Here is a 23,873-nt window from a genome sequence, read left to right on the forward strand (position 1 = left end):
TCAACTCCGCCGCACCGCCTCGGACGCCGCCACCATCGTCTTCGCGGCGGCCTCGAAGGCCTGGAAGGCCGGGATGGCGCGGTCCCAGGCGCCGGCCCCGACGCCCTCGACCACCGCCGCCGCCTGCCGCTTGGCCTCGGCACAGGCGGCGAGCAGCCGGTCGCGGGCGGCCCGGTCCGCACCCTCGACGGCCTCCGACGCCGCGGGCGCGGCCTCGACGGCCGCGGGCGCGCCGGCGGCCTCTGCGCTCGCCGACGCCCGGCCGACCAGGATCGCGGCGAGGCGCCGCTTCCAGGCGGCGAGATCGGCCGGCAGGCGCACCAGCGAGTAGCCCGACAACTCGCGGGCTCCACCGGCCTCCAGGGCGTCGAGGGCCCCGGCCTCGGCGCGGACCAGGATCGTCATCAGCCCGTCGATCTCGGCGAGGGTCTTGTCGGCCTTGCCGGCGACCTGCTGCACTCCCGACGAGATCTCCGACGCGGCGGTCTCCTGCTGGCCGAGCACGTCGGCGAGCGCCCGGATGCCGCCGGCCGACTGCGCCACCGCCTCGCCCTCCTCGCTCACCCGCCCGCCGATCCGCGCGACCGCGGCGCTGCCCGCCGCGACCGCGCGGCGGCTCTCCTCGACCGCCGCCTGGATCGCGGCGAGTTCCTGCAGCAGGGTCGAGAGGCGCTGGCGGATCTGGTCGGTCGCCCGGGCGGTCTGACCCGAGAGCTGCTTGACCTCGGCGGCGACGACCGCGAAGCCCTTGCCGGCCTCGCCGGCCCGGGCCGCCTCGATGGTGGCGTTCAGCGCCAGGAGGTTGGTCTGGCTCGAGATCGCCTCGATGGCGCCGGCGATCTCCTGGATCTGCTGGGCGGCGCCCTCGAAGCCGCGCAGGCGCTCCTCGATCTGGGCGGTCCCCGACTCGATCGCCGCCATGGTGTCGACCGCCTCGCGCATCCCGGCGGCGCAGCCGAGGATGCCGTCGCGGGCGCGCTCGGCGAGGCCGGCGCTGGCCTGCGACCGGCTCGACAATTCGCGGGTCGAGGCCGCGACCTGCTCCACCGCCGCCGCCATCGCGCGGGTCTGGCTCGACACCTCGGCGGCGTCGTGGGTCATCCAGGCCAGGACGGTGGCGGCCTCCGACGCCTCGGCCGAGACCTGCGCCGCGACCGCGAGATCCGCCGCGGCGGTCCGGCGGCCCTGCGCGACCAGCCCGCGCAGGGCGAGCCCGAACCGGCCGTCGGCGGTCACCGTGCCGGCGGCACCGGCCGTATCGAGCAGGCGGGCCAGCCGCTCCTCCACGGCCTCGGGGGCTTCGGCCGTTGCGATGGCTGGCGGGGCGCGGCGGGACAAGAACATGGCGTCGTCGTTTCGTCGGTTGTCGCGACGGAACTTGAACCGAATCAGTTCACCCTTCGTTACAACCGCACGTGGTCAGCCGGACTAGGCCACTGGAGACGAGGATGGTCGGCGTCGATTGATGAGACCCTTCGTCCCGCAGTACAGGCGCGCGGCCAGCGCCGCGACATCGGGGCGGCGGACGGGATGGGCCGCAGAGGACTCGCCCGCTGGTTGTTAGGACGGCCGGGGCGTCGGGACGCTGCGATGGGCGGCAGGATCGCGCCGCCCCTTGCCCCGTCCTACGCGACTTGCGCATAAAGCACCATGTGGTCGGCGAGCGACATCACGATCGACCTCGTGCTCGACGAGTCGGCCGAGGACATCCTCACCGGCGTCGTCGCGACGCCGGCCGGAACCGTCAAGGTGATGGCGGAGGTGAGCTTCACGGAGGGGGGCCTGATCCTGCGCGGGCTGCATATGCACTCGCAGGTCGGCGGCGCCAATGCCTTCGGTGCCGTCCACCTGCGCCATCTCGCGCAAGCCGTCATGGAGACCTTCGATGTCGGATCTCTCGAAGTTGCTGGCGCAAGCCGGACCACGGGTGCGAATCCAGGGCGTCGACCGGGTCGGCTCAGGTTCACGCGAAAGCCTTCTCCTCGGGAAGGCTGAGGTCGCCGGCGGCCCCGACACACCGCAGGCCGCCCTGATCCTCGCGCGCCGCCACATGACGCTGCGTGCGGCCCATCGGGCCTTGAGCCGCCTCGTCGAAACGGGATGGGTCGTCGTCGAGGTGCCGATGGTCGAGAACGTGGACGCGGTCATCCACGAACTGGCCGGAGCCGGCATTCGCGCATCCCGCTACCGGGAGCCCGCGTCGGTGGGTCCGGCGGAACTTCGCGAGCGCCTGCAGCTCACGCAGGAACAGTTCGCGCTGGCCTTCGGCCTCGATGCGGCGACGCTTCGGAACTGGGAGCAGGGGCGGTCCCAGCCCGACCGGGCCTCGCGCAGCCTGCTGGCGATGATCGCCACGGATCCGGGCGCCGTCGTCGGATTGCTGGCCCGGGCGCAGCGCGACCGGCGGGAGGAGGACGTCGGCGCGGCCTGATCGTCATCGAGACGAATGGGGCGGCGCCCGGTCTCCCGAACGCCGCCCCGTCGATCCGGTCCCCTTGCGGGAACGTCAGGCGTTGCCGATCGCCGCCTTGGTGCGCGACCACCAGCCGGCCCGCTTCGGCCGGTCCGGATCGGACGGGGTCAGGACGACCGCGACCGGCTCAGGCTCGGGTGCCGGGGGCTCGACGGGAGCGGGCTCCGGGGCGGCCTCGGGTGCCTCGATCGTCGCGGCGGCGAGGGCCTCGCGCTCGTGGGCGCTCGGCTCGGCCGCGACGAGGTCGGGCGTCTCGGCGCCGGGCGCCGGAGCGACGGCCTCGGGCGACGGCCCGGCGATCTCGCCGACGGCGACGATCTCCTCCGACAGCGAGTCGGGGACGAGGGTCACCACGGTCGATTCGGCCGGAGCGTCGGCGCTGCTGACGATCTCGTCGCCGACGGTGCCGCCGGCCTCCTCGATCCGGTCGCGCCCCCGCCCGCCGCGGCGGCCGCGGCGGCGGCGGCGGCCCTGGCCGTCGTCGCGCTCGTCGGCGCCGGGGCGATCGTCCGGCGCGGCCACGGCCTCGCCGTCCTCGGTGATCGGGATCGAGACCGCGGCTTCCGCGACGGCGTCGTCCTCGTCCTCGTCGTCGCCCTCGGCCTCGTTCTGGCCCTCCTCGTCGGGTCCGCGCTCGCCGCGGGTCCGGCGGCGGCGACGGCGGCGGCGGCGGCGGCCGCCGTTCTCGTCGTCGTTCGCGGCGGCCTGCTCGGGTGCGGCGGCCTCGGCGGTCTCCTCGACCTCCTCGATCGCCTCGACGACCTCGTCCTCCTCGTCGTCCTCCTCCAGCGGCGGCGGCTCGACCGCCTCGGCGCGGATGCTGGTCGCCTGCGGCCGCGGCTCCAGCCGCTGGGCCGGGTCGCCGCGCTCGAGGTGGAACACCGAGGTCGCGGCGAGCCGCTCGTCGGCCGCGATGATGACGGCGGCGCCGAAGCGGGCCTCCAGCTCGGCGAGATGGGCGCGCTTCTGGTTGAGGATGTAGAGCGCGACCTCGGTCCGGGTGCGCAGGATCAGGTTATGGCTGCTCGACTTGAGCAGCGCCTCCTCGATCGCCCGCAGGATCAGCAGCGCGACCGACGCGGTCGCCCGCACGAAGCCCGAGCCGCCGCAATGGGCGCACGGCACCGACGAGGATTCGAGCACGCCGGTGCGGATGCGCTGGCGCGACATCTCCAGCAGGCCGAACGGCGAGATCCGGCCGACCTGGATGCGGGCGCGGTCGTTCTTCAGGCACTCGTTCAGCTTCTTCTCGACGGCGCGGTTGTTGCGCTTCTCCTCCATGTCGATGAAGTCGATGACGATGAGCCCGGCGAGGTCGCGCAGGCGCAACTGGCGCGCCACCTCCTCGGCGGCCTCCAGGTTGGTCTTGAGCGCGGTGTCCTCGATGTCGTGCTCGCGGGTGGCGCGGCCCGAATTGACGTCGATCGAGACCAGCGCCTCGGTCGGGTTGATGACGAGGTAGCCGCCCGAGCGCAGGGAGACGTGGTTGGAGAACATCGCGTCGAGCTGCTGCTCGACCCCGAACCGGGCGAAGACCGGCACCGGGTCGCGGTAGGGCCGCACCACCTTGGACTGGCCCGGCATCAGCATCCGCATGAAGTCGCGGGCCTCGCGGTAGGCGTCGTCGCCCGAGACCAGGACCTCGTCGATGTCCTTGTTGTAGAGGTCGCGGATGGCGCGCTTGATGAGCGAGCCCTCCTCGTAGACGAGCGCCGGGGCCGAGGACGACAGCGTCAGCTCGCGCACGCTCTCCCACAGGCGCATCAGGTACTCGAAGTCGCGCTTGATCTCCGGCTTGGTGCGCGAGGCGCCCGCCGTGCGCAGGATCACGCCCATCCCGTCCGGCACTTCGAGGTCGGTGGCGATCTCCTTCAGGCGCTTGCGGTCGGCCGCGCTGGTGATCTTGCGCGAGATGCCGCCGCCGCGCCCGGTATTGGGCATCAGCACCGAGTAGCGGCCGGCGAGCGACAGGTAGGTGGTGAGCGCCGCGCCCTTGGTGCCGCGCTCCTCCTTGACCACCTGCACCAGGATGACCTGCCGGCGCTTGATGACCTCCTGGATCTTGTAGTGCCGGCGCGGGGCGCGGGGACGGTCCGGGATCTCGGCGAGGGCGTCGCCGCGGCCGCCGACCTGCTCGACGACCGGCTCCTCGTGCTCCTCGTCGTGCTCGTCGTCGCCGTCCTCGTCATCCTCCTCGTCGTCGTCCGAGTCATCGTCGTCCGACTCCTCGTCCTCGTCGTCATCCTCGTCGGAATCGTCCTCGTCCTCCGGCTCGTCCTTGTCGGTGACGGGCTGGGAGGCGGCGACGGGCTGCGGCAGGGCGGTCTCGCCCTCGGAGGCCGCGGCGTCCTGCTCCGGCGCGATGCCGGCGGAGCCGTGGACCGGCTCTGCGGCGACGGGGGCGTCGGGTTCGACCGCGACCGGTGCGGGCTCGGCCTCGACCTCGTGCGAGGCCGCCCCGGCCTCGTGCGACCATGCAGGCTCGTGCGAGACCGTTTCGACCTCGTGCGAGGACGCGTCCCCGGCCGCGTGCGACGGCGCGTCGTCCTGCGCCGGGGTCGCCTCGCCGCCGGCGGCGTCCTGCGCGACCGCGTGTTCGGTCTCGCTCTCGACCGGGCGCGCCTCGGCGTCGGGCGCCACGGTGTCGTGGTCGTGCTCGTGCGAGGCGGTCTCGGCGGCGGGGCGCTCGCCCTCCTCCGGCTCCAGCCCCTCGGCGGGGGCGGTGACGACGGCATCGGGGCGGGCGGCGGCGGGCTCGGCGCGGCGGCGGCGGCGTCCGCGGCGGCGGCGCTCGTCCTGCTCGCGGGCCGGTCGCTCGGGGCGCTCCTCGTGCTCGCGCTCGGCCCGGGCCTCCTCCTCGAGGAGCGCCATCCGGTCGGCGATCGGAATCTGGTAGTAGTCGGGATGGATCTCGCTGAAGGCGAGGAAGCCGTGGCGGTTGCCTCCGTACTCGACGAAGGCGGCCTGGAGCGACGGCTCGACCCGGGTGACCTTGGCGAGGTAGATGTTGCCGCGCAACTGGCGGCGGTTAGCCGCCTCGAAGTCGAATTCCTCGACCTTCGATCCCTTGACCGTCACCACCCGGGTCTCTTCCGGGTGGGCGGCGTCGATGAGCATCTTGTTGGCCATGACGTTCTTTCGGCATGGCGAGTGGCGGCAGCGTCGCGGGATCCGACCGTGCCGCGGAGAACCGCACTTCCCGCAGGAAGGCGCCTCCGACCGCAACGGCGCTGTCTGGCCGCGACCGAGGGGTCGCGGCAGGGGGTGTCGGGCTGGGGCTGCCGTCAAACGCCGCTGCGCGCAAGCCTGCGCGCGAGGGGTTGACACAGGCCGGGGGCAGGAAGCGCGGACGGGCGCGACGCCGATCGCGCGCGCCGGGGACGGCAGCAACGGAATCCGTGGCTGTGCGTCCGCGCATGATCCCACCGACCTCTCGAAACGACGGGCCGGCGCGAGGGCCGACCGCTTGGAAACGGGCGGAGACGCTCAACGAGAACGCCGCCGCTGGCGAAGGCGATTCCTGCCCGGCCTGGCGGACCTGCCGCCTGGCGGAAAGCCGGCGACGGACGCCGCGGACAACGAGGTGTCCGGGCGAGCCCGCGGGCCGCGACGGAAGACCGGCGGCATCGGGCAGGGATCACCATCATTAAAGAGTGTTCCTCGGCCTTGGCAAGCGGGATCCTGCGAGGCTCGCTTGTGCCCTGTGAGCAACATCGCGGAACGGCGTGATCCGGCGGGTTTGCGAAGCGTTAACCACGCGTGGGCAATCCCGTACGGGGGAAGTCGACGAGCCGCGAAGCCATGCCGATACGCGCCTGCCCGAGCCATCTCCTGTGCGTCCTCCTCGCCGCCTGGGCGCTGCTCGCCGTGCCGGCGGCGGCGGCCCCGGCGGTCGTGCCCGATCTGCCGGCGGTGGCGATCGCCGCCGAGGTCGCGGCCGGGCCGGACAACGGCACCCGCCTCACCGTGGTGCTGTCGAAGCCGGTCGAGGCGCGGGCCTTCGTGATGGAGCGTCCCGACCGGGCGATCATCGAATTGCCCGAGGTCAACTTCCAGCTCGCGCCGCAATCCGGCCGGCGGCGCGAGGGGCTGATCGGCTCCTACCGCTACGGGCTGTTCGCCCCGGGCCGCTCGCGCATCGTCATCGATCTCGCCCAGCCCGCCACCATCGCGCGGGTGGCCACCGCGCCGCGGCCGCGCGACGGCGCCACGCTGCTCACCATCGACCTCGCCCGCAGCGACCGCGACGGCTTCCGCCGCGCCGCGGTGGTCCCGGCCGCGGCCCCGGAGGCGGCGCCCGCCCCCGCCGCCGAGACCGGCGACGCCCGCCCGCTCGTCATCGTCGATGCCGGCCACGGCGGCACCGATCCGGGCGCGATCGCGGCCAACGGCGCGTTCGAAAAGGACATCGTGTTCGGGGTGGCGCAGGACCTCGTGCGCCGGCTGGAAGCCGGCGGCCGGCTGCGGGTGCGCATGACCCGCGACAGCGACGTGTTCGTGCCGCTGGCCGAGCGGGTCCGCATCGCCCGCGACGCCCGGGCCGACCTGTTCGTGTCGATCCACGCCGATTCGATCTCGGCGGCGCCGCAGGTGCGCGGCGCCACGATCTACACCGGCTCGGAGCGGGCGACCGACGCCGAATCGGCCCGCCTCGCCGACCGCGAGAACCGGGCCGACGCCGCCGCCGGCGCCGATGCCGGCGAGGGCCCGGGCGACGTCGCCGACATCCTGCAGGAACTCACCCTGCGCGAGACCCGCGGCTTCTCGGCCCGGTTCGCGCAGGGTCTGCGCACCCGCCTCGGCCGCGTGATGGAGATGAGCGCCAAGCCCCACCGCGAGGCCGGGTTCAAGGTGCTGCGCTCGCCAGACGTGCCCTCGGTGCTGGTCGAACTCGGCTACCTGTCGAGCCAGCGCGACCTCGATCTGCTGCTCTCCGACGAGTGGCGCGGGCGCGTCACCGCCGAGATGAGTTCGGCGATCGAGACGTTCTTCGCCGGCCGCGGAGGCGCCCGCCCGGCGCTCGCCGAGAGCGCGGTTCCGCCGGGCCGGGCGACCACCGCCTCGCGCTGACCCGGCGACGCCCCAGTTTCACCATAGATCCCGTGTCGATAGACGCCGTCGACGCCCCGTGATCCGCCGCCCCCGCCCCGTGCCCTTCCGGCCCGCGGACGAGGCTTGCCGGTGGTCGCCACGAGGCGCAACCTCCCGCCCCCGCGGCGGCACCATCGACGGATCGGGTTCGGATGCGCTTCGTCCTACGTTTCTTCGGCTTCCTGTTCAGCATCGCCGCGCTGGTGGTGGTCATCGGCTCGGCGGCGGCGGGCTACTTCTTCTGGAAGTACTCGCAGGACCTGCCGGACCACGCGGCGCTCGCCAATTACGAGCCGCCGGTGATGACCCGCGTCCACGCCGCCGACGGCAGCCTGCTCGCCGAGTACGCCCGCGAGCGCCGGCTCTACCTGCCGATCCAGGCGATGCCGAAGATCGTCGTCGCGGCCTTCCTGTCGGCCGAGGACAAGAACTTCTACAAGCACAACGGCATCGACCCCGAGGGCGTGGTGCGCGCCATCGTCACCAACGCGTCGAGCGGCAAGAAGCAGGGCGCCTCGACCATCACCCAGCAGGTCGCCAAGAACTTCCTGCTCTCGAACGAGCAGACCCTCGACCGCAAGATCCGCGAGGCGCTGATCGCGCTGCGCATCGAGTCGACCTACTCGAAGGACAAGATCCTCGAACTCTACCTCAACGAGATCTTCCTCGGCACGATCGTGCCGGGCCGCAACCTGCACGGCATCGCGGCGGCCGCGCTCGACTATTTCGGCAAGTCGGTCCACGAGCTGACGATCCACGAGGCGGCCTACCTCGCGGCGCTGCCGAAGGGCCCGAACAACTACCACCCCTACCGCAAGACCCAGGCGGCGCTGGCGCGGCGCAACGAGATCATCGGCCTGATGGCCCAGAACGGGTACATCACCCGCGAGGAGGCCGAGGCCGAGCGCAAGCTGCCGCTCGGCGTCAACCCGCGCAGCGTCTCGCCGAACACCGCCAGCGCGAACTACTTCGCCGAGGAGGTCCGGCGCGAGATCTCCGAGCGCTACGGCGAGAAGAAGCTCTACGAGGGCGGCCTGTCGGTGCGCACCACCCTCGACCCGAAGATGCAGGCCCAGGCCCGCCGCGCCCTGATCGACGGGCTGGTGCGCTACGACCAGGCCCGCGGCTGGCGCGGCCCCCAGACCCGCGTCGACCTCGCCGGGCGCGACTGGGGCATGGCGGTGGCCGAGGTGCCGGCGCTGGGCGACGTGCAGCCCTGGCGGCTCGCGGTGGTGCTCGACACCTCCGGCGGCCGGGCGCAGATCGGCCTCCAGCCGCGGCGCGAGAGCTCGGGGCAGGTGTCGAAGGACCGCGAGACCGGCACCATCACCGCCGAGGGCGTGCGCTGGACCGGCCGCGGCATCGCCTCGGCGCTCAACCCCGGCGACGTGGTCTATGTCGAGCGCCTGGAAGGCGCCGGCACCACCTACCGCCTGCGCCAGATCCCGGAAGTCTCCGGCGCGATCGTGGCGATGGACCCCTATACCGGCCGCGTCCACGCGATGGTCGGCGGGTTCTCCTACGACGAGAGCGAGTTCAACCGCGCCACCCAGGCGATGCGCCAGCCCGGCTCCTCGTTCAAGCCGATCGTCTACTCGGCGGCGCTCGACAACGGCTACACCCCGTCCTCGATCGTGCTCGACACCCCGATCACCATCGAGGCGGGTCCCGGCCAGGAGGCGTGGACGCCGTCGAACTACGACGGCAAGTCCGGCGGCCCCCACACCCTGCGCTACGGCATCGAGCACTCGAAGAACCTCATGACGGTGCGGCTCGCCAAGGACGTCGGCATGCCGCTGATCGCCGAGTACGCCCGCCGCTTCGGCGTCTACGACGACATGCTGCCGGTGCTGCCGATGTCGCTCGGCGCCGGCGAGACCACCGTGATGCGGATGGTCACCGCCTACTCGATGCTCGCCAATGGCGGCCGGCGCATCCGCCCGACCCTCATCGACCGGATCCAGGACCGGGTCGGCGAGACGATCTACCGCCACGACAACCGCAAGTGCATCGGCTGCGACGCCGAGAAGTGGTCGGGCCAGGACGAGCCGAAGCTGGTCGACGATTCCGAGCAGGTGCTCGACCCGCTCACCGCCTACCAGATCACCTCGATCATGGAGGGCGTGGTCCAGCGCGGCACCGCCACGATCCTGAAGGAGATCGGCAAGCCGCTCGCCGGCAAGACCGGCACCACCAACGACGCCAAGGACGCGTGGTTCGTCGGCTTCTCGCCCGACCTCGCGGTCGGCATCTATATCGGCTTCGACAAGCCGCGCTCGCTCGGCGACCGCGCCACCGGCGGCGGGCTCGCCGCGCCGATCGCCCGCGACTTCCTGAAGGTCGCGCTCAAGGACAAGCCGCCGACCCCGTTCCGGGTGCCGCCGGGCATCAAGCTGATCCGGGTCAATCTCGCCTCGGGCCAGCGCGCCGGCGGCGAGGGCGGCGTCCTCGAGGCGTTCAAGCCCGGCACCGCCCCGCCCGACGCCTACTCGGCCCCGCCGAGCGCCCCGGCGGCGAGCGCGGCCCCGCCGGACGCCGACCGCGCCGCCCAGGCGGGCGGGCTGTACTGACGGGCAGGGCCGAGAGGCTCGGTACGAACGGAACCGGCGCGGGAGCGCTCCCGCGCCGGTTTTTTAGTGTCGAACCTTTCGAGATGCCGCAGCCCAACCCTCCCCCCTATGCGGGGGAGGGTGGCGAGCGCGGCGAGCCGGGAGAGGGGAACGCGACGGTTCAGAACGTGGCGGCCTTGACCCAGGTCGCGGCTTCTCCGGAAACGGCATCCCCTCTCCCGCCCGGCCTCCGCCGGGCACCCTCCCCCGCAGAGGGGGGAGGGTTCGGCCCGCCCGCCCCACCCTCACTCCGACGTCAGCGGCGTCCCGGTCTCGGCGGCCGTCTCGGACACGGCGCCGGCGACCGTCTCGCCCTGGGCCTCCACCACCGCCGCGGCGGTGATGTTGACGATGCCCCGCGCCGTCACCGAGGGGGTGAGGATGTGGGCCGGCTTGGCCGGGCCGAGCAGCAGCGGGCCGACCGGGAGCGCGTCCGCCAGCACCTTCGAGAACTGGAACGCGATGTTGGCGGCATCCAGGTTCGGCATGATGAGCACGTTGGCCTCGCCCTTCAGGCGCGAGCCCGGCAGCACCCGGTCGCGGATCATCTGCGACAGGGCGGTGTCGGCGCCCATCTCGCCGTCGGCCTCGAGGTCGGGCGCCCGCTCGCGGATCAGCGTGAAGGCGTGGCGCATCTTGCGGGCCGACGGCGTGTCGGACGAGCCGAAATCCGAGTGGCTGACCAGCGCGATCTTCGGAGTCAGGCCGAAGCGCCGCGCGGTCTCGCCGCAGGCGATGGCGACGTCGGCGATCTCCTCGGCGCTGGGGTCGGGCCGGACATGGGTGTCGGCGATGAAGTAGGCGCCCTTCGAGGTCACGATCAGGCTCAGCGCCGCGAAGTCGCGGGCGCCGGGCGCCAGCCCGATGATGTCGCGGATGTGCTTGACCCGGCTGTCGAACCGGCCCTCCAGGCCGCAGATCAGCGCGTCGGCCTCGCCCCGGCGCACCGCCAGCGCCCCGATCACCGTGGTGTTGGTGCGCACCAGCGTGCGGGCGGCGTCGGGCGTCACGCCCTTGCGGCCGGCGATGTCGAGATAGGTCGAGACGTAGGCGCGGTAGCGCGGATCGTCCTCGGGGTTGATGAGGTCGAACTCGCGCCCGATCCGCATCGACAGGCCGAACCGCTTGAGGCGGGTCTCGATCACGTTCGGGCGCCCGACCAGGATCGGCTTGGCCAGCCCCTCCTCGACGATCGCCTGGACGGCGCGCAGGACGCGCTCGTCCTCGCCCTCGGCGTAGATGACCCGGCGCGGGTCCTGCTTGGCCTTGGTGAAGACCGGCTTCATGATGAAGCCGGAGCGGTGGACGAAGCGGTCGAGCGACTCCGCGTAGGCGTCGAGATCCTCGACCGGGCGCCGGGCGACGCCGGATTCCATCGCGGCCTTGGCGACCGCGGGCGCGATGCGCAGGATCAGCCGCGGGTCGAACGGGCTCGGGATCAGCGAGTGCGGGCCGAACGGCCGCGCCTCGCCGCCATAGGCGCGGGCGACGACGTCGGAGGGGGTCTCGCGGGCGAGCCCGGCGATCGCCTTCACGGCCGCCGCCTTCATCGCCTCGTTGATCGTGGTCGCGCCCACATCCAGCGCGCCGCGGAAGATGTAGGGGAAGCACAGGACGTTGTTGACCTGGTTCGGAAAGTCCGACCGGCCGGTGCAGATCATCGCGTCCGGCCGCTTCTCCTCGGCGAGGTTCGGCATGATCTCCGGATACGGATTGGCGAGCGCGAGGATCATCGGCTTGGCGGCCATCTGCTCGAGCAGCTCGGGCTTGAGCACGCCCCCGGCCGAGAGGCCGAGGAAGACGTCGGCGCCGGGGATGACCTCGGCCAGCGTCCGCGCCTGGGTCGGCTGGGCGTAGACCGCCTTCCAGCGGTCCATCAGGCTGGTGCGGCCCTCGTAGACCACGCCCTCGATGTCGGTGACGAAGATGTTCTCGCGCCGCGCGCCGAGCGAGACGAGCTGGTTGAGGCAGGCGAGCGCCGCCGCCCCGGCGCCCGAGGTGACGATCTTGACCTCGGACAGCGGCTTGCCGGCGAGTTCGAGACCGTTGAGGACGGCCGCCGCCACGATGATCGCGGTACCGTGCTGATCGTCGTGGAAGACCGGGATGTTCATCCGGGCCCGGCAGCGCTCCTCGACCTCGAAGCACTCGGGCGCCTTGATGTCCTCCAGGTTGATGCCGCCGAAGGTCGGCTCCAGGGCGGCCACCACGTCGACGAGCTTGTCGACGTCGTTCTCGGCCAGCTCGACGTCGAACACGTCGATGCCGGCGAACTTCTTGAACAGGACCGCCTTGCCCTCCATCACGGGCTTCGCGGCGAGGGGTCCGATATTGCCGAGGCCGAGGACCGCGGTGCCGTTCGAGACCACGGCGACGAGGTTCTGGCGCGCGGTGAGGGTCGCGGCCTCGTCGGGATCGGCGGCGATCGCCTCGCAGGCGGCGGCGACGCCGGGAGAATATGCGAGGGCGAGATCGCGCTGGTTGCCCAGCGGCTTGGTCGGCTGGATCTCCAGCTTCCCGGGGCGCGGATTGCGGTGATAGAAGAGCGCGCCACTCTTGAGATCGTCCGACATGTTGCCGCTCACAGCGTTCCCTCCTCGGATCGCGCGCATCCTCGCCGCAGGCCCGTTCGACCTGGCGTGACCGGTTTCCTGCACCGCCTCCTCCCGGGGCGCAACCCTCACAACGAGACGCAACGGCACCTCGCCGGACTGGCGCGCCGGCACGGCTTCGCGATCGGTGCGTTCTCCTACGGCAGGCCCAAGGTGCGCTTCGCCGGATCCGGCGCTCGACTGACGATCGGCCCCTACTGCTCGATCGCCGACAAGGTCGAGATCCTGCTCGGCGGCGACCACCGCACCGATTGGGTGTCGGCCTATCCGTTCGGCGCGCTGGAGGGCCTGTGGCCGGACCTGCCGGTGCCGCCCGACCACGAGGTCGGCCGCGGCGACGTGACGATCGGCGCCGACGTCTGGCTCGGCTCGGGCTGCCTGATCCTGTCGGGCGTCACCCTCGGGCCGGGGGCGGTGGTGGCGGCCCGCGCGGTCGTCACGCGCGACGTGCCGGCCTACGCGGTGGCGGCCGGCAACCCGGCCCGGGTGGTGCGCCACCGCTTCCCGGCGGAGGTCGCAGCGGCGCTGGTCGAGACCGCGTGGTGGGACCTGCCGCCGGCGCGGGTGCGGGCGCTGGTGCCGCTGCTGCAGAGCGGGCGGGCGGAGGAACTGATCGCGCTGCTGCGGGCGGAGCGGTCGGTCGCCATTTGAGGCGAGCCCCACCGGCAAAGGGGCGGCCCCAGGCGACCCTGCGCGGGAGGGGTTGTGGCGGCTTCGATCGTCATACGGTTTTTGGACGATTCGTCCAAAAACCGTATGACCGGCCCGCGCGGCGCCTGAGCAAAGCCGATTTTCGCGTCGCGTCAGCGATTGCGCAGCAATCGCCACGATCCCGCAGGGATCGCCGAGCGGTCAATCGAAAATCGTATCAGAAATACGATCGCACCAGCCCGCTCACCAGCATGTTCCAGCCGTCGATCAGGACGAAGAACAGCACCTTGAACGGCAGCGAGATCACGGTCGGCGGCAGCATCATCATGCCCATCGACATCACCACCGTCGCCACGATCATGTCGATGACGAGGAACGGCAGGGCGATGAGGAAGCCGATCTCGAAGCCGCGGCGCAGCTCGGAGATCATGAAGGCCGGGATCAGGATGCGCAGGTCGATCTTCTGGCCCTCCTGCGGCCGCGGCAGGCCCGCCGGGGCGAGGTCGGCGAAGGTCTGGAGGTCCTTCGGCCGCACGTTGTTGGCCATGAACTCGCGGAACGGGTCGACGACCTTGGCGAACGCCTCCTCCTCGCTGATCCGGTTCTCGGAGAGCGGGCGCACCCCCTCCTGCCAGGCGCGGTCGAAGGTCGGCGCCATGACGTAGAAGGTCATGAACAGCGCGAGGCTGACCATGAACAGGTTGGCCGGCGTGCTCTGGAGGCCGAGGCCCGAGCGCAGGAACGACAGCGCGACGACGAAGCGGGTGAAGCTCGTCATCATCACGAGCAGGCCAGGCGCCACCGACAGCACGGTGAGCAGGGCGACGAGCTGGATGATGCGCCCGCTCGCCGCGCCGTTGCCGGCGGGCAGCAGCGCGTCGAGGGCCGGCAGGCCGGTGGCGCCCTGCGCCAGGGCGGCGCCCGGCACCGCGACGAGGACGAGCACGGCCGCGAGGCGGCCGAGGCGCCCGCGCGCGGAAACCGTCGAGGGAACGGTCACGCTACTGCACGATCACGGTTTCGAGGATCAGCTCGCGCACCTGCCCCTTGGTGCGCTGGGCGACCCGCTCGTTGAGGTCCTCGCGCAGGTGCAGCAGGCCGCTCGCCCCCTCGACCTGAGCGAGCGACACGGTGCGCATGTAGGCGACGATGTCCTGGCGGATCTCGGCCAGGGTGACGTCCGGGGTCGGCAGGCTGCCGGCCTTGAACACCACCGAGGATTCGAGCCGGACCCAGGTATCGGCGGAATCGGCGAGGTTGGTCACCACCGGCCCGACGCTGCGCAGGGTGAGGTCGCCGGTATAGGTCAGTACCTTGGCGGCCTTGTCGTGGTCGTCGCGGTTCTTGCGGTCGACCGCCTTCTCGACCGTCGTGACGAGGTACGTGCCGAGCGCCCCGCCGGTGCCGACGGCGACGAGCGTCACCAGCGCCAGGGCGGCGATCCAGCCCTTGCCGGGCTTCTTCGTCGTCTCGTCGGTCTTCGCGGCCATCGGATGCGTCCGGGGTGAGGGGCGGGTCGGGCCGTGGTCGCACGGCGATGGGGCGTCAGTACGGCGTGAGGATCTCGAACAGGTGCTGGCCCGGGGTCGGCGACTGCACGTCGGTGATCCGGCCGCGGCCGCCGTAGGAGACGCGGGCCTCGGCGATCTTGTCGTAGTCGATGGTGTTGCGGCGCGAGATGTCCCGCGGCCGCACGATGCCCGCGACGGTGAGCACCCGGACCTCGTTGTTCACCCGCACCTCCTGCGAGCCGCTGATGAGGACGTTGCCGTTGGGCAGCACCTCGGTGACGATGGCGGCGACCGACAGGCGCAGGGTCTCCTTGCGGTCGATCGTGCCCTCGCCCTTGGTCGAGGTGCCCGAGCGGATGCCGACATCGGCGGTGGCCGCGTCCTTCAGCGCCGAGACGCCGTAGCCGAAATCGAAGCCGAGGGTCGACTTCTGGCTGCGCGAGCGGTCGGTGGCGTTGTCGAACTGCGCCTTGTCGTCGATCTGGATGCTGACCGTGATCGTGTCGCCGACGTTGCGGGCGCGGGGATCCTGGTACAGCTCGGACGCCATCGGCGACCACGTCGAGTAGAACGAGCGCCGGCTCGGGGTGGCGAAGGTCGCCGGCAGCGGCTCGCGCGGGGTCGAGAGCCCGGTGCCGATCGGCGTGAGCGTCGGGGTCTGGCCGACCTCCTTGAGGCTGGAGCAGGCCCCGAGCCCGAGAGCCGCCGCGCAGGCGAGTGCTAGTCTCATCGATCTCTCGCTGTGCGAGCCCTGCCGGGCTCAGCCTTGCTGGGGTTTCTCAGGCTGGCTGGGGCTCAGCCTTGGTTGTGCTTCTCAGGCTGGCTGACGCTCAGCCTTGCTTGTGTTTCTCAGGCTGGCTGACGCTCAGCCTTCCTGGGGCTTCTTGGCGGCGTTCGCCATCGCGCGGGCGAGCTGGGCCGCGCGGGCGGCCTCCATCTCGCTCAGGATCGCGCTGGCGGCGCGGGCGTTGAGCTTGGTGAGGATGGCGGCGGCGCCCTCCTCCGGCATGTTGGCGAGCTGGAGCGCCGCCGCATCCGGCTTCATCTTGGTGTAGATCGCCACGACTCCGGCCTCGGCCTTGGCCAGGAACTCGTTGCGGCGGCGCAGCCACTCCTCGTACTCGGCCCGCTTGGCCTCGAGGCGCTGGATGCGCTCCTCGACCTGCTTCTCGAGCGCCGCGAGCGTCTCCTTCTGCCAGGCGAAGCGGGCATCCGCCGCCGCGTCGGCGATGCCGGCGCAGTAGGCCTGGGCCTTCGCGGCGCCGGTGGGCGCGGCCGGAGCCGCCGCGGTCGTGGCCGGCCCCGCCTCTTGCGCCGCCGCCGGGGCGGCGAGGGCGAGGAGCAGGCCCAGCAGGGTGACGGCGCGGATCATTGCACCACGAGCTCCGCCTGGAGGGCGCCGGCGGTCTTCACCGCCTGCAGGATCGCGATGATGTCGCTCGGCTTGAGGCCGACCTGGTTGAGGCCGCGCACCAGCGTCTGGAGGTCGGAGCCGCGCAGGATCGCGACCTTGCCGCCCGCCTCGTCGGCGTTGATCTGGGTGCGCGGCACCACCACGGTCGCGACGCCGGGATTGCCCCCCGCCGCGGCGGCGTTGCCGTTGCCGACGATCGTCTGGTTGTTGATGACCGGGCCGTTCGGCTGCGACACCTCCGGCGTCTCGGTCACCCGCACCGTGAGGTTGCCGTGGGTCACCGCGACCGTCGAGATCTGCACGTTGCGCCCGATCACCACCGTGCCGGTGCGCTGGTCGACCACCACCCGGGCGGGGGTGTCGGGGTTGATGAGCAGGTCGCCGATCTCGGCCACGAACCGGGTCGGGATGATGTTCTGCGGCTTCTGGAGCACCACCGAGCGCTGGTCGCGCGGCACCGCCACCCGGCGGCGGAAGCGCTGGAGCGCGTATTCGTTGATCGCGTCGGTGATGAGCGTCGCGGTCTTGAAGTCGGGGTTCTTCAGTTCGAGGATCAGCTCGGGCAGCTCGCGGAAGCTGCCCGGCACCTCGCGCTCGATCAGCGCGCCGTTGGGGATCCGGCCGGCGGTGGCGACGCCCTGGGTCAGGGTCTCGGCCTCGCCGCGCACCGAGAAGCCGGACGCCGCCATCGGGCCCTGGGCGGCGGCGTAGATCTGGCCGTCGCCGCCGGCGAGCGGCGTCATCAGCAGCGTGCCGCCGCGCAGGGACGAGGCGTCGCCGAGCGAGGTCACCGTGACGTCGATGCGCGAGCCGACGCCGATGTAGGGCGGCAGATCGGCGGTCACCATCACGGCGGCGACGTTGCGGGTGCGCAGGCGCGCGTCGCGGACGTTCACCCCCATCCGGTCGAGCATCGATTGCAGCGACTGCTCGGTGAACTGGGTGTTGCGCAGGGTGTCGCCGGTGCCCTGGAGGCCGGTGACGAGGCCGTAGCCGACGAGCTGGTTGTCGCGCACGCCCTTGAGCGCCGCGACGTCCTTGATCCGGGTCGAGGCCGCGGCGGGCCCGATGAGGAGCAGGCCGAGCAGGACGGCGAGGAGGGCGCGCATCAGTTGAGGCCACCGATGCGGATGCGCCCGTCCGCCTGCACGGTCCCGAGGACGATGCGGCCGGTATCGGCGTTGCGCACCCGGATCATCTCGCCGAGGCCGCCGTTCTGGAGCGGCGAGCCGACGGTGGTGATCACGAGCCCGTTCTCCTCGAAGATGATCTGGGTCGGCGCGCCGCGGCTGACGAGACGGGGATCGTCGACGGCGTTGACCGGCACCGGATCGCCCGGCACCAGCATCCGCCGGGCGACGCGCCCGACCATCGCCATCGGCGCGTCGATCACCGCCGCGCGGGCCCGGAAGTTCGCCGGGTAGGCCTGCATGCGCAGCATCGATTCCCGGATCGTGTCGCCCGGATAGATCGTCACCGTCGGCACCGGCAGAATCAGGTCGGGGGCCGCCGACAGGGCGCCGGTGGTGGCCGGCGCCGGCCGGAGGTCCTGCGCGGCGGACGCCGCGGGTGCCTGCGCGGCGGACGCCGCGGGTGCCGGAGCGGGGGACGCCGCCGGGCCGGCGAAGGCCGGGGCGAGGCCGGCGGCCGGAGTCCCGGCCAGGATCCCGGCGAGGACCAGGGCGGCGCGGCGGGCGAGGATCGCGGACGTCACGGCATGCCTCCTCAGCGGATGCCCTTGGAGACCGTGCTCGCCATCTCGTCGGCCGCCTGGATCACCTTCGAGTTCATCTCGAAGGCGCGCTGGGCGGTGATGAGGTTGGTGATCTCCTTGACCGGGTCGACGTTCGAGCCTTCGAGGTAGCCCTGCTGGATCCGGCCGTAGCCGGGGTCGCCGGCGACGCCGACGGTCGGCGCCCCCGAGGCCGGGGTCTCGCGGTAGAGGCCGTTGCCGAGGGGCTCCAGGCCGGCCTCGTTGGCGAAGCTCGCCAGCGAGATCTGGCCGATGTTGTTCGGCTGGAGCTGGCCGTCGACCTTGGCGAACACCTGACCCGATTCGTTGACCACGATCTCGACGGTATTGGGCGGGATGGTGATCGCCGGATCGACGGCGTAGCCTTCGAGCGTGACGAGCTGGTTGGCGTTGTTCTTGTTGAACGAGCCGGCGCGGGTGTAGTTGATCTCGCCGTTGGCGTTGGTGATCTGGAAGAAGCCGCGGCCGTTGATGGCGAGGTCGAGCTGGTTGCTGGTGTTGGTGAGCTGGCCCTGGCGGTGCAGGTTGCGGATCGCCGCCGCCCGGACGCCGAGGCCGAGCATCGCGCCCTCCGGCACCGGCTCCTGGCCGGCCTGGTTGGGCACGCCCTGGAGCCGCTCGGCCTGGTAGAGCAGGTCGGTGAACTCCGCCCGCGCCCCCTTGAACCCGGTGGTGTTCAGGTTGGCGATGTTGTTGGCGATGACTTCGAGGTTCAGCTGCTGGGCGTTCATGCCCGTGGCGGCGATCGCGAGCGCTCTCATCGGTGTTCTGTCCTCAGATCGACATGCGGCTGAGTTCGAGGTAGGCGCTCACCACCTTGTCGCGGATGGCGATCGCGGTCTGGAGGCTCTGCTCGGCGGACATCACCGCCTCGACCACCTGCTGGGCCGTCGCCTTGCCCTGGAGGCCGGCGATCGACGCGGCCTCGCCGGCCTTGAGCGACTGGGCGGTGCCGGCGGCGAGCTGGGCCATCACGCTGCCGAAATCGGCCGGCGCGGTCTGGTTCGCCGGGGTCGCCACCCGCTGCAGCAGCGAGGCGGCCGCCGAGGACGAGGTCGGCGCGGCCTTGTCGAAGGCCGCGAGTGAGGTCAGGGCTTCGATCACGGCCGTCAGCTCCTCAGGAGATCGATGATGCTCGCCACCATCGCGCGGGTCTGCTTGATCATCTGAAGGTTGGCCTCGTACGAGCGGTTGGCCTCGCGCATGTCGGCCATCTCCACGAGGACGTTCACGTTGGGCAGCTTGACGTTGCCGTCCTTGTCGGCGGCGGGGTTGCCGGGATCGTGCTCGATCCGGAACGGGGCGTTGTCCTTGCCGATCTCACGGGTGCTGACCGAGGCGGCGCCGGTGAGCCGGTCGATCTCGGTGCGGAACGTGATCGTCTTGCGGCTGTAGGGATCGCCGCCGGCCTCGGAGGCGGTCGACTGCGCGTTGGCGATGTTCTCGGCGACGATGCGCAGGCGCAGGGACTGCGCCTCCAGCCCGGCCCCGGCGAGCTGGCTCGAAAGCTTCAGCGGATCGATCATGCGCTCCTCACGCTGGCGAGCAGCATGCGGTGGAACGACTTGACCACCGCGGTGTTGAGGCTGTGCTGGCGGTTGACCTCGCCGGCCTTCATCAGCTCCTGCTCCATCCGCACCGAGCTGCCGGTCTCGAGGGCGTCCCAGCTCGCCTCGGCCCGCAGCGGGTTCGCCTCGACCGGGGCGGCCTGGCTTGTGAGGTGGGCGGCCGAGGTCGTCGTCATGCCGATGCCGACCCGCGACAGCACCTGGTCGAACGGCACCGTGTCCCGCGCCCGGTAGCCGGGCGTGTTGGCGTTGGCGATGTTGCCGGTGATGGCGGCCTGCCGCACCGCGAGGTACTGGACCTGCCGCGAGGCGAGATCGAAGAGGTAGACGCCTGACACCGCGGCCTCCGGGCCCGAACGCGGGCTGCTGCTGGTGCCGGTCTAGGTCCGCTATCTTGCCCGAAGCTGGCGGTGACGGGAGGGTTCCCGGGGTGAGCGCGCCCGCCGCGGCGCTGCGCCTTGACAACCTCTGCGGGGCGGCGAACAGGTGCCGGACGCAAGTCCTCCTGTCCGCGCGCGCCTCCCCTGACGACCGACGTCCCGCCCCCCGATCCGGTCTCCCCATCCCGGGAGCCCCTGTTGCCCGCCGCGGTGCACTATGCCGGCGGGGCCGCCGCCGGCCCGGCCGAGGACACGCACGCCGTGCCGGCCAAGAACCGCTGGTCGCGGGTCGCCCTGACCTTCCGGGACGTGCCGGCGGAGGCGTGGTGCAGCTTCGTCTGCCGCCTCGCCTGGGAGCCCGACGAGCCGGCCGAGGCCGCGGCCGACTTCGTGCTCGCCGGCTTCGACTTCCTGGCGCCGGACGGGTCGAGCCTCGACTTCGACCACGTCCCCGGCCTGACCCGGACCCTGCTGGACCCGCACAGCGCCTGGATCCCCGGCCCCGCCTACCAGCCCGCCGGGGCCGAGGCCGCCGGGGCCGCGCTGGTGCGGATCGCCTTCCTGGTCCCGGCCCCGGCCCGGCAGGTCGCGGTCAGCCTGCGCTCGTGGCGCAACGCCCTGCCGTTCGAGGTCGCGCGGCCGCGGCTGCACCCCCACGATCCGGCGCAGGAGCGGATGCCGCCGCGCCGGCGCCGGCCCCTCGCGGTGGAGCCGGACTGGCTCGACCACGCCCTCGTGCCCGGCGAGCGGCTGATCGTGCGCGGCCAGCTCTTCGCCGAGGAGACCGGCGACAACGCCGCCCTGGTGCGGGTCGCCTATCACGACGGCGACGGCGCCGAGATCGCGCCGCCCTATCCCGAGATCGTCTCGACCCCGGCCTTCGGCGCCCTGGTCGACCTGCCGGCCCACCGGCAGGCCCGACGCTTCACCCTGGAGCTGGCGCCGCCGCCCGGCGCCGCGCGGGTGCGGCTCGGCTTTGCGGCGTGGGATTCCGACAACCCGGTCGAGCTGCTGGCCCCGCCCGAGGTCTCCCTCGCCGACCGGCTGCGGCTGGAGAGCCTCAGCGGCGACGACCTCCTCGACGCCCCGACCCTCGCCGCCCGTCTCGCCGACCGGCTCGGGCGGCCCGGGGAGAGCTGGGGCCCGGCCGGCCCGGACGACGCCCCGGCGGTGCTCGACCGCGCCAGCGCCGTGCAGCGCGGCCCGGCCTCCCCCCTCGGCCCGTGGCAGCCGCTGCGGCTCGCCGGACAGCCGGAATGGCGCCTGCCGGAGCGGCCGGACTGGAGCGAGGATCCGTTCCGCTCGCCGGCCTGGCGGCTCGACTACCAGTCGCTGTCCTGGCTCGCCGCCATGGCGGCCGGGCCGGACGGCCTGAAGCGCGCCCTCGACCTCGCCCTGTCGTGGTCGCGCCACAACCCGTGGGGCCGGCCGAGCGACGGGCTCAGCCTGCACCCGGCCGCCCTCTCGGCCCGGGCCGAGGTGCTGATCGGCCTGCTCGCCCGGGCGGAGCCGGAGGGCGAGGCCGCCCGGCTGCTGGCCGCCGAGGTGGTGCGCCACGGCCTCGCCCTGTCGGAGATCGTCGGCCAGAACACCTTCGCCCGCTCGCTGCACCAGATCCACGCCGCGGTCGCCCTGCTGGCGGTCGGCCGCGGCCTGCCGGCCTGCCCGCTCGCCGGGTTCTGGTCGTCCCTGGCCCGGCTCGCCCTGCGCGAGGGCTTCGACGCCCTGCTCGGGCCGGACGGCGCCTTCACCGAGCCGTCGCTGCACGCCCGGCTCGAACTGCTGACGCTCGGGCGGGTGCTGATCCCGGCCCTCGCCGGCGACGACCTCGCGACGTTCCTCGCCGAGCGGACCGGGCCGGCGGTGCCGGCGCTCGCCGGCCTGCTCGATCCCGGCGGGCGGCTGCCGCCGTTCGGCGACGGCCCGCACGGCGTCGACCATGCCGGCTGGATCGGGCGGCTGCTGGCCCTCGACGGGCGCGCGATGGTGGCCGAGCGCGCCGCCTCCCGCGCCCCGGCGCCCGGGGCCGCCGGGGTGATCGCCGCCCGCTACGACGCCCCCGGCCGCGGCTGGGGCCACTTCGCCTGCGGCTTCGCCGGCCAGGGCGCCCAGGACCACCGCGACTGCTCGTCCTTCGTGTTCGCCACCGGCGGCGCGCGCTGGATCGTCGAGGCGGCGGGCTCGGGCCAGTTCGAGACCGGGGCGCTGCGCCAGTACCTGCTGTCGTCGCGCGGCCACAACGTCGCCCATCCGGACGGGCGCGAGCAGGGCTCGGGCAACGGCTGGCTCGTCGGCTCCACGCGCCTCGACGGCGCCGTCCTGCACGAGATCGCCACCAGCGTGCACGGGCCGGAATACCGCCACCGCCGGATCTTCGTCGTCCTCGACGACCTCGGCGGGCTCGCGGTGTTCGACCGGTTCGAGACCCGCGACCGCCCGGTCGGGTTCGAGGGCCTGCTCCATCTCGCCCCCGACGCGATGGTGGCGCTCGCCAATCCCCGCCTCGCGCTCGCCGGCCGCGAGCAGCGGCGCCTGCGCCTCGTGCCGCGGGCGATCCTCGGCCAGCCGGGCGGGCTGGAGGTCGTCAACGGCCGCAACGACCGCCCCGGCTCGGTCCAGGGCTTCGTCTCCCGCCGCCCCGGCGCGCTCCGGCCGGCGAGCCTCCTGCGCTACACCGTGTCGGGCCGCGGCCGGGTCTGCGGCGGCGTGCTGGTGGCCATCGACGAGGCCCGCGAGCAGCGCCTCGCCGCGCTCGTGGCGGGCGAGGCGGTGGCGCGGCGTCTGGCGGGGGAGTAGCCCAAGGGCAATCGCTTCAGAGCGATGGCCCTTGTTTCTTGCCTGGCCTCAAGCGCCGGCGTTCGCATCCGCTCACTTGGCTTTCGCTGCACTCTGCGTTCGAGGGGACCTTCGTCCCCTCGAACCCGCTCCGCGGGGCGCTCTTCGCGCCCGGTCTGCAGCCTCGCCCTTCGGGCGACAACAGGACGATCGCCGAAGCGATGGCCCTGGGAGTAGCCCCCTACGACTTTACGTCCTTGCGCGGCACGAAGTTGAACTCCTCGATCAGCACGTCCTTGACCACGTCGGCGCCGAGGCGCTGGTTGACCTTGGTGCGGATCTCGTCGAGGCGGCGGGTGACGTCGTACTTGGCGATCCGGCGGAAATCGAGGGCGGTGTCGCCGTAGATCTGCCGGAACGCCTCGTCGGTGACGAAGGAACTCGGCGGCACCGGCAGCGTGTGGATCAGCTTGGCGTCGGCGGTGAACACCAGCACCGCCACGACGTAGCCCTGGATCGCCCCGTCGGCGATGATCGGCACGTTGATCGGCTTGAGCTTCTGGTATTCCAGCCCTTCGAGGTAGGGCTCGGCCTTCGGGCCGAGCAGGCCGGCGCCGTAGGTGACGATGCCCCAGCACGACAGGGCGGTGGCGGCGCAGATCCACAATCCGATGAACAGCACGCGCATGGGGCCTCGCTATCGCCGGGCCGGCGGCGCGTAGGTGCCGTCGGAATCCGCGTCGCGCAGGGCCCGCGCGACGATGTCGGACACCTCCTGGGCGGCGCGCAGGTGCATCGCCACGACCTCGTGGTTGCGCTCGAGCTTGGCGCGCAGCCGCCCGAGGCAGGCCAGCGCCTCCGGCTCGGGCGGCGCGTCGTCGAGGCGGCGCGACAGGCGGGTGAGTTCGAGCAGGCTCTGGCCCTTGCGGCGGTTGACCTCGTCCTGGTCGAACGGGCGCAGGGCGACCAGGGACTCGGTCTCGGCCTCGATCGTGGCTTCGAGCCGCCGGAGCGAGGCGGTGAGCTGTCCGGACAC

At 72.6% G+C, this 23,873-nt stretch carries 21 protein-coding genes; 6 read left to right on the forward strand and 15 right to left on the reverse strand.

The genetic code is table 11. The features are described 5' to 3' along the window. Positions 1–1,344: a methyl-accepting chemotaxis protein gene (locus tag EOE48_RS06485; protein ID WP_127727969.1), complete on the reverse strand. Its 1,344-nt coding sequence runs from the start codon at positions 1,342–1,344 to the stop codon at positions 1–3. Positions 1,345–1,650: 306 nt separating this feature from the next. On the opposite strand from EOE48_RS06485, the gene EOE48_RS06490 reads away from it, so the two are divergent. After that, the gene (locus tag EOE48_RS06490; RefSeq protein WP_127727970.1) at positions 1,651–1,995 is read left to right on the forward strand and encodes a hypothetical protein; all 345 of its coding nucleotides are present in this window, start codon (positions 1,651–1,653) and stop codon (positions 1,993–1,995) included. After that, positions 1,886–2,431, forward strand: coding sequence for a helix-turn-helix domain-containing protein (locus EOE48_RS29745; RefSeq protein WP_246153994.1), 546 nt, complete (start codon positions 1,886–1,888; stop codon positions 2,429–2,431). Before EOE48_RS06490 ends, EOE48_RS29745 begins: the two co-directional genes overlap by 110 nt. 75 nt (positions 2,432–2,506) lie before the next feature. Here EOE48_RS29745 and EOE48_RS06500 read toward each other — a convergent pair whose 3' ends face one another. Then, a complete protein-coding gene (locus EOE48_RS06500) occupies positions 2,507–5,602 on the reverse strand; it encodes an Rne/Rng family ribonuclease (protein ID WP_127727971.1) in 3,096 nt (1,031 codons plus the stop codon). 672 nt (positions 5,603–6,274) lie between these two features. On the opposite strand from EOE48_RS06500, the gene EOE48_RS06505 reads away from it, so the two are divergent. Then, positions 6,275–7,543, forward strand: coding sequence for an N-acetylmuramoyl-L-alanine amidase (locus EOE48_RS06505; RefSeq protein WP_127727972.1), 1,269 nt, complete (start codon positions 6,275–6,277; stop codon positions 7,541–7,543). A gap of 173 nt (positions 7,544–7,716) precedes the next feature. Then, positions 7,717–10,134: a penicillin-binding protein 1A gene (locus EOE48_RS06510; RefSeq protein WP_127727973.1), complete on the forward strand. Its 2,418-nt coding sequence runs from the start codon at positions 7,717–7,719 to the stop codon at positions 10,132–10,134. Between the two features lie 284 nt (positions 10,135–10,418). Here EOE48_RS06510 and EOE48_RS06515 read toward each other — a convergent pair whose 3' ends face one another. Further along, positions 10,419–12,758, reverse strand: a complete 2,340-nt coding sequence (locus tag EOE48_RS06515) for an NADP-dependent malic enzyme (protein ID WP_127727974.1) — start codon at positions 12,756–12,758, stop codon at positions 10,419–10,421. A 66-nt stretch (positions 12,759–12,824) separates the two neighbouring features. Here EOE48_RS06515 and EOE48_RS06520 point away from each other — a divergent pair, with 66 nt between their 5' ends. Beyond that, complete coding sequence (locus EOE48_RS06520) at positions 12,825–13,436, forward strand: CatB-related O-acetyltransferase (RefSeq protein ID WP_127728043.1); 612 nt, start codon at positions 12,825–12,827, stop codon at positions 13,434–13,436. A 217-nt stretch (positions 13,437–13,653) separates the two neighbouring features. On the opposite strand, the gene fliP is transcribed toward EOE48_RS06520, so the two are convergent. From fliP to flgB, 10 genes are all read right to left on the reverse strand, one after another. After that, complete coding sequence (gene fliP, locus EOE48_RS06525) at positions 13,654–14,436, reverse strand: flagellar type III secretion system pore protein FliP (RefSeq protein WP_127727975.1); 783 nt, start codon at positions 14,434–14,436, stop codon at positions 13,654–13,656. Between the two features lies 1 nt (position 14,437). Then, positions 14,438–14,926 carry a flagellar basal body-associated FliL family protein gene (locus tag EOE48_RS06530; protein WP_127727976.1) on the reverse strand — a complete coding sequence of 163 codons (489 nt, stop codon included), beginning with the start codon at positions 14,924–14,926 and terminating at the stop codon, positions 14,438–14,440. A 55-nt stretch (positions 14,927–14,981) separates the two neighbouring features. Continuing rightward, the gene (flgH, locus tag EOE48_RS06535; RefSeq protein WP_127727977.1) at positions 14,982–15,677 is read right to left on the reverse strand and encodes a flagellar basal body L-ring protein FlgH; all 696 of its coding nucleotides are present in this window, start codon (positions 15,675–15,677) and stop codon (positions 14,982–14,984) included. Between the two features lie 135 nt (positions 15,678–15,812). After that, on the reverse strand, positions 15,813–16,319 hold the full coding sequence (locus EOE48_RS06540) for a MotE family protein (RefSeq protein ID WP_246153995.1): 507 nt from the start codon (positions 16,317–16,319) through the stop codon (positions 15,813–15,815). After that, a complete protein-coding gene (gene flgI, locus EOE48_RS06545) occupies positions 16,316–17,470 on the reverse strand; it encodes a flagellar basal body P-ring protein FlgI (protein ID WP_127727978.1) in 1,155 nt (384 codons plus the stop codon). The genes EOE48_RS06540 and flgI overlap by 4 nt, the downstream gene beginning before the upstream one ends. Then, positions 17,470–18,075 carry a flagellar basal body P-ring formation chaperone FlgA gene (gene flgA / locus EOE48_RS06550; protein WP_246153997.1) on the reverse strand — a complete coding sequence of 202 codons (606 nt, stop codon included), beginning with the start codon at positions 18,073–18,075 and terminating at the stop codon, positions 17,470–17,472. The genes flgI and flgA overlap by 1 nt, the downstream gene beginning before the upstream one ends. 11 nt (positions 18,076–18,086) lie before the next feature. Beyond that, the gene (gene flgG / locus EOE48_RS06555) at positions 18,087–18,875 is read right to left on the reverse strand and encodes a flagellar basal-body rod protein FlgG (RefSeq protein WP_127727979.1); all 789 of its coding nucleotides are present in this window, start codon (positions 18,873–18,875) and stop codon (positions 18,087–18,089) included. Between the two features lie 13 nt (positions 18,876–18,888). Next, complete coding sequence (gene fliE, locus EOE48_RS06560; protein ID WP_127727980.1) at positions 18,889–19,218, reverse strand: flagellar hook-basal body complex protein FliE; 330 nt, start codon at positions 19,216–19,218, stop codon at positions 18,889–18,891. A gap of 5 nt (positions 19,219–19,223) precedes the next feature. Next, positions 19,224–19,640, reverse strand: coding sequence for a flagellar basal body rod protein FlgC (gene flgC, locus EOE48_RS06565; RefSeq protein WP_127727981.1), 417 nt, complete (start codon positions 19,638–19,640; stop codon positions 19,224–19,226). Next, a complete protein-coding gene (flgB, locus tag EOE48_RS06570; RefSeq protein ID WP_127727982.1) occupies positions 19,637–20,020 on the reverse strand; it encodes a flagellar basal body rod protein FlgB in 384 nt (127 codons plus the stop codon). The genes flgC and flgB overlap by 4 nt, the downstream gene beginning before the upstream one ends. A 240-nt stretch (positions 20,021–20,260) precedes the next feature. On the opposite strand from flgB, the gene EOE48_RS06575 reads away from it, so the two are divergent. Further along, a complete protein-coding gene (locus EOE48_RS06575; RefSeq protein ID WP_246153999.1) occupies positions 20,261–22,858 on the forward strand; it encodes a heparinase II/III domain-containing protein in 2,598 nt (865 codons plus the stop codon). Between the two features lie 220 nt (positions 22,859–23,078). Here EOE48_RS06575 and EOE48_RS06580 read toward each other — a convergent pair whose 3' ends face one another. Both EOE48_RS06580 and EOE48_RS06585 read right to left on the reverse strand, forming a co-directional pair. Next, on the reverse strand, positions 23,079–23,525 hold the full coding sequence (locus EOE48_RS06580) for a hypothetical protein (RefSeq protein ID WP_127727983.1): 447 nt from the start codon (positions 23,523–23,525) through the stop codon (positions 23,079–23,081). A gap of 9 nt (positions 23,526–23,534) precedes the next feature. After that, positions 23,535–23,873, reverse strand: a complete 339-nt coding sequence (locus tag EOE48_RS06585; RefSeq protein ID WP_246154001.1) for a flagellar protein FlgN — start codon at positions 23,871–23,873, stop codon at positions 23,535–23,537.

Origin of the sequence: Methylobacterium oryzihabitans, from assembly GCF_004004555.2 — a bacterium.
GTDB classification, from domain to species: domain Bacteria; phylum Pseudomonadota; class Alphaproteobacteria; order Rhizobiales; family Beijerinckiaceae; genus Methylobacterium; species Methylobacterium oryzihabitans.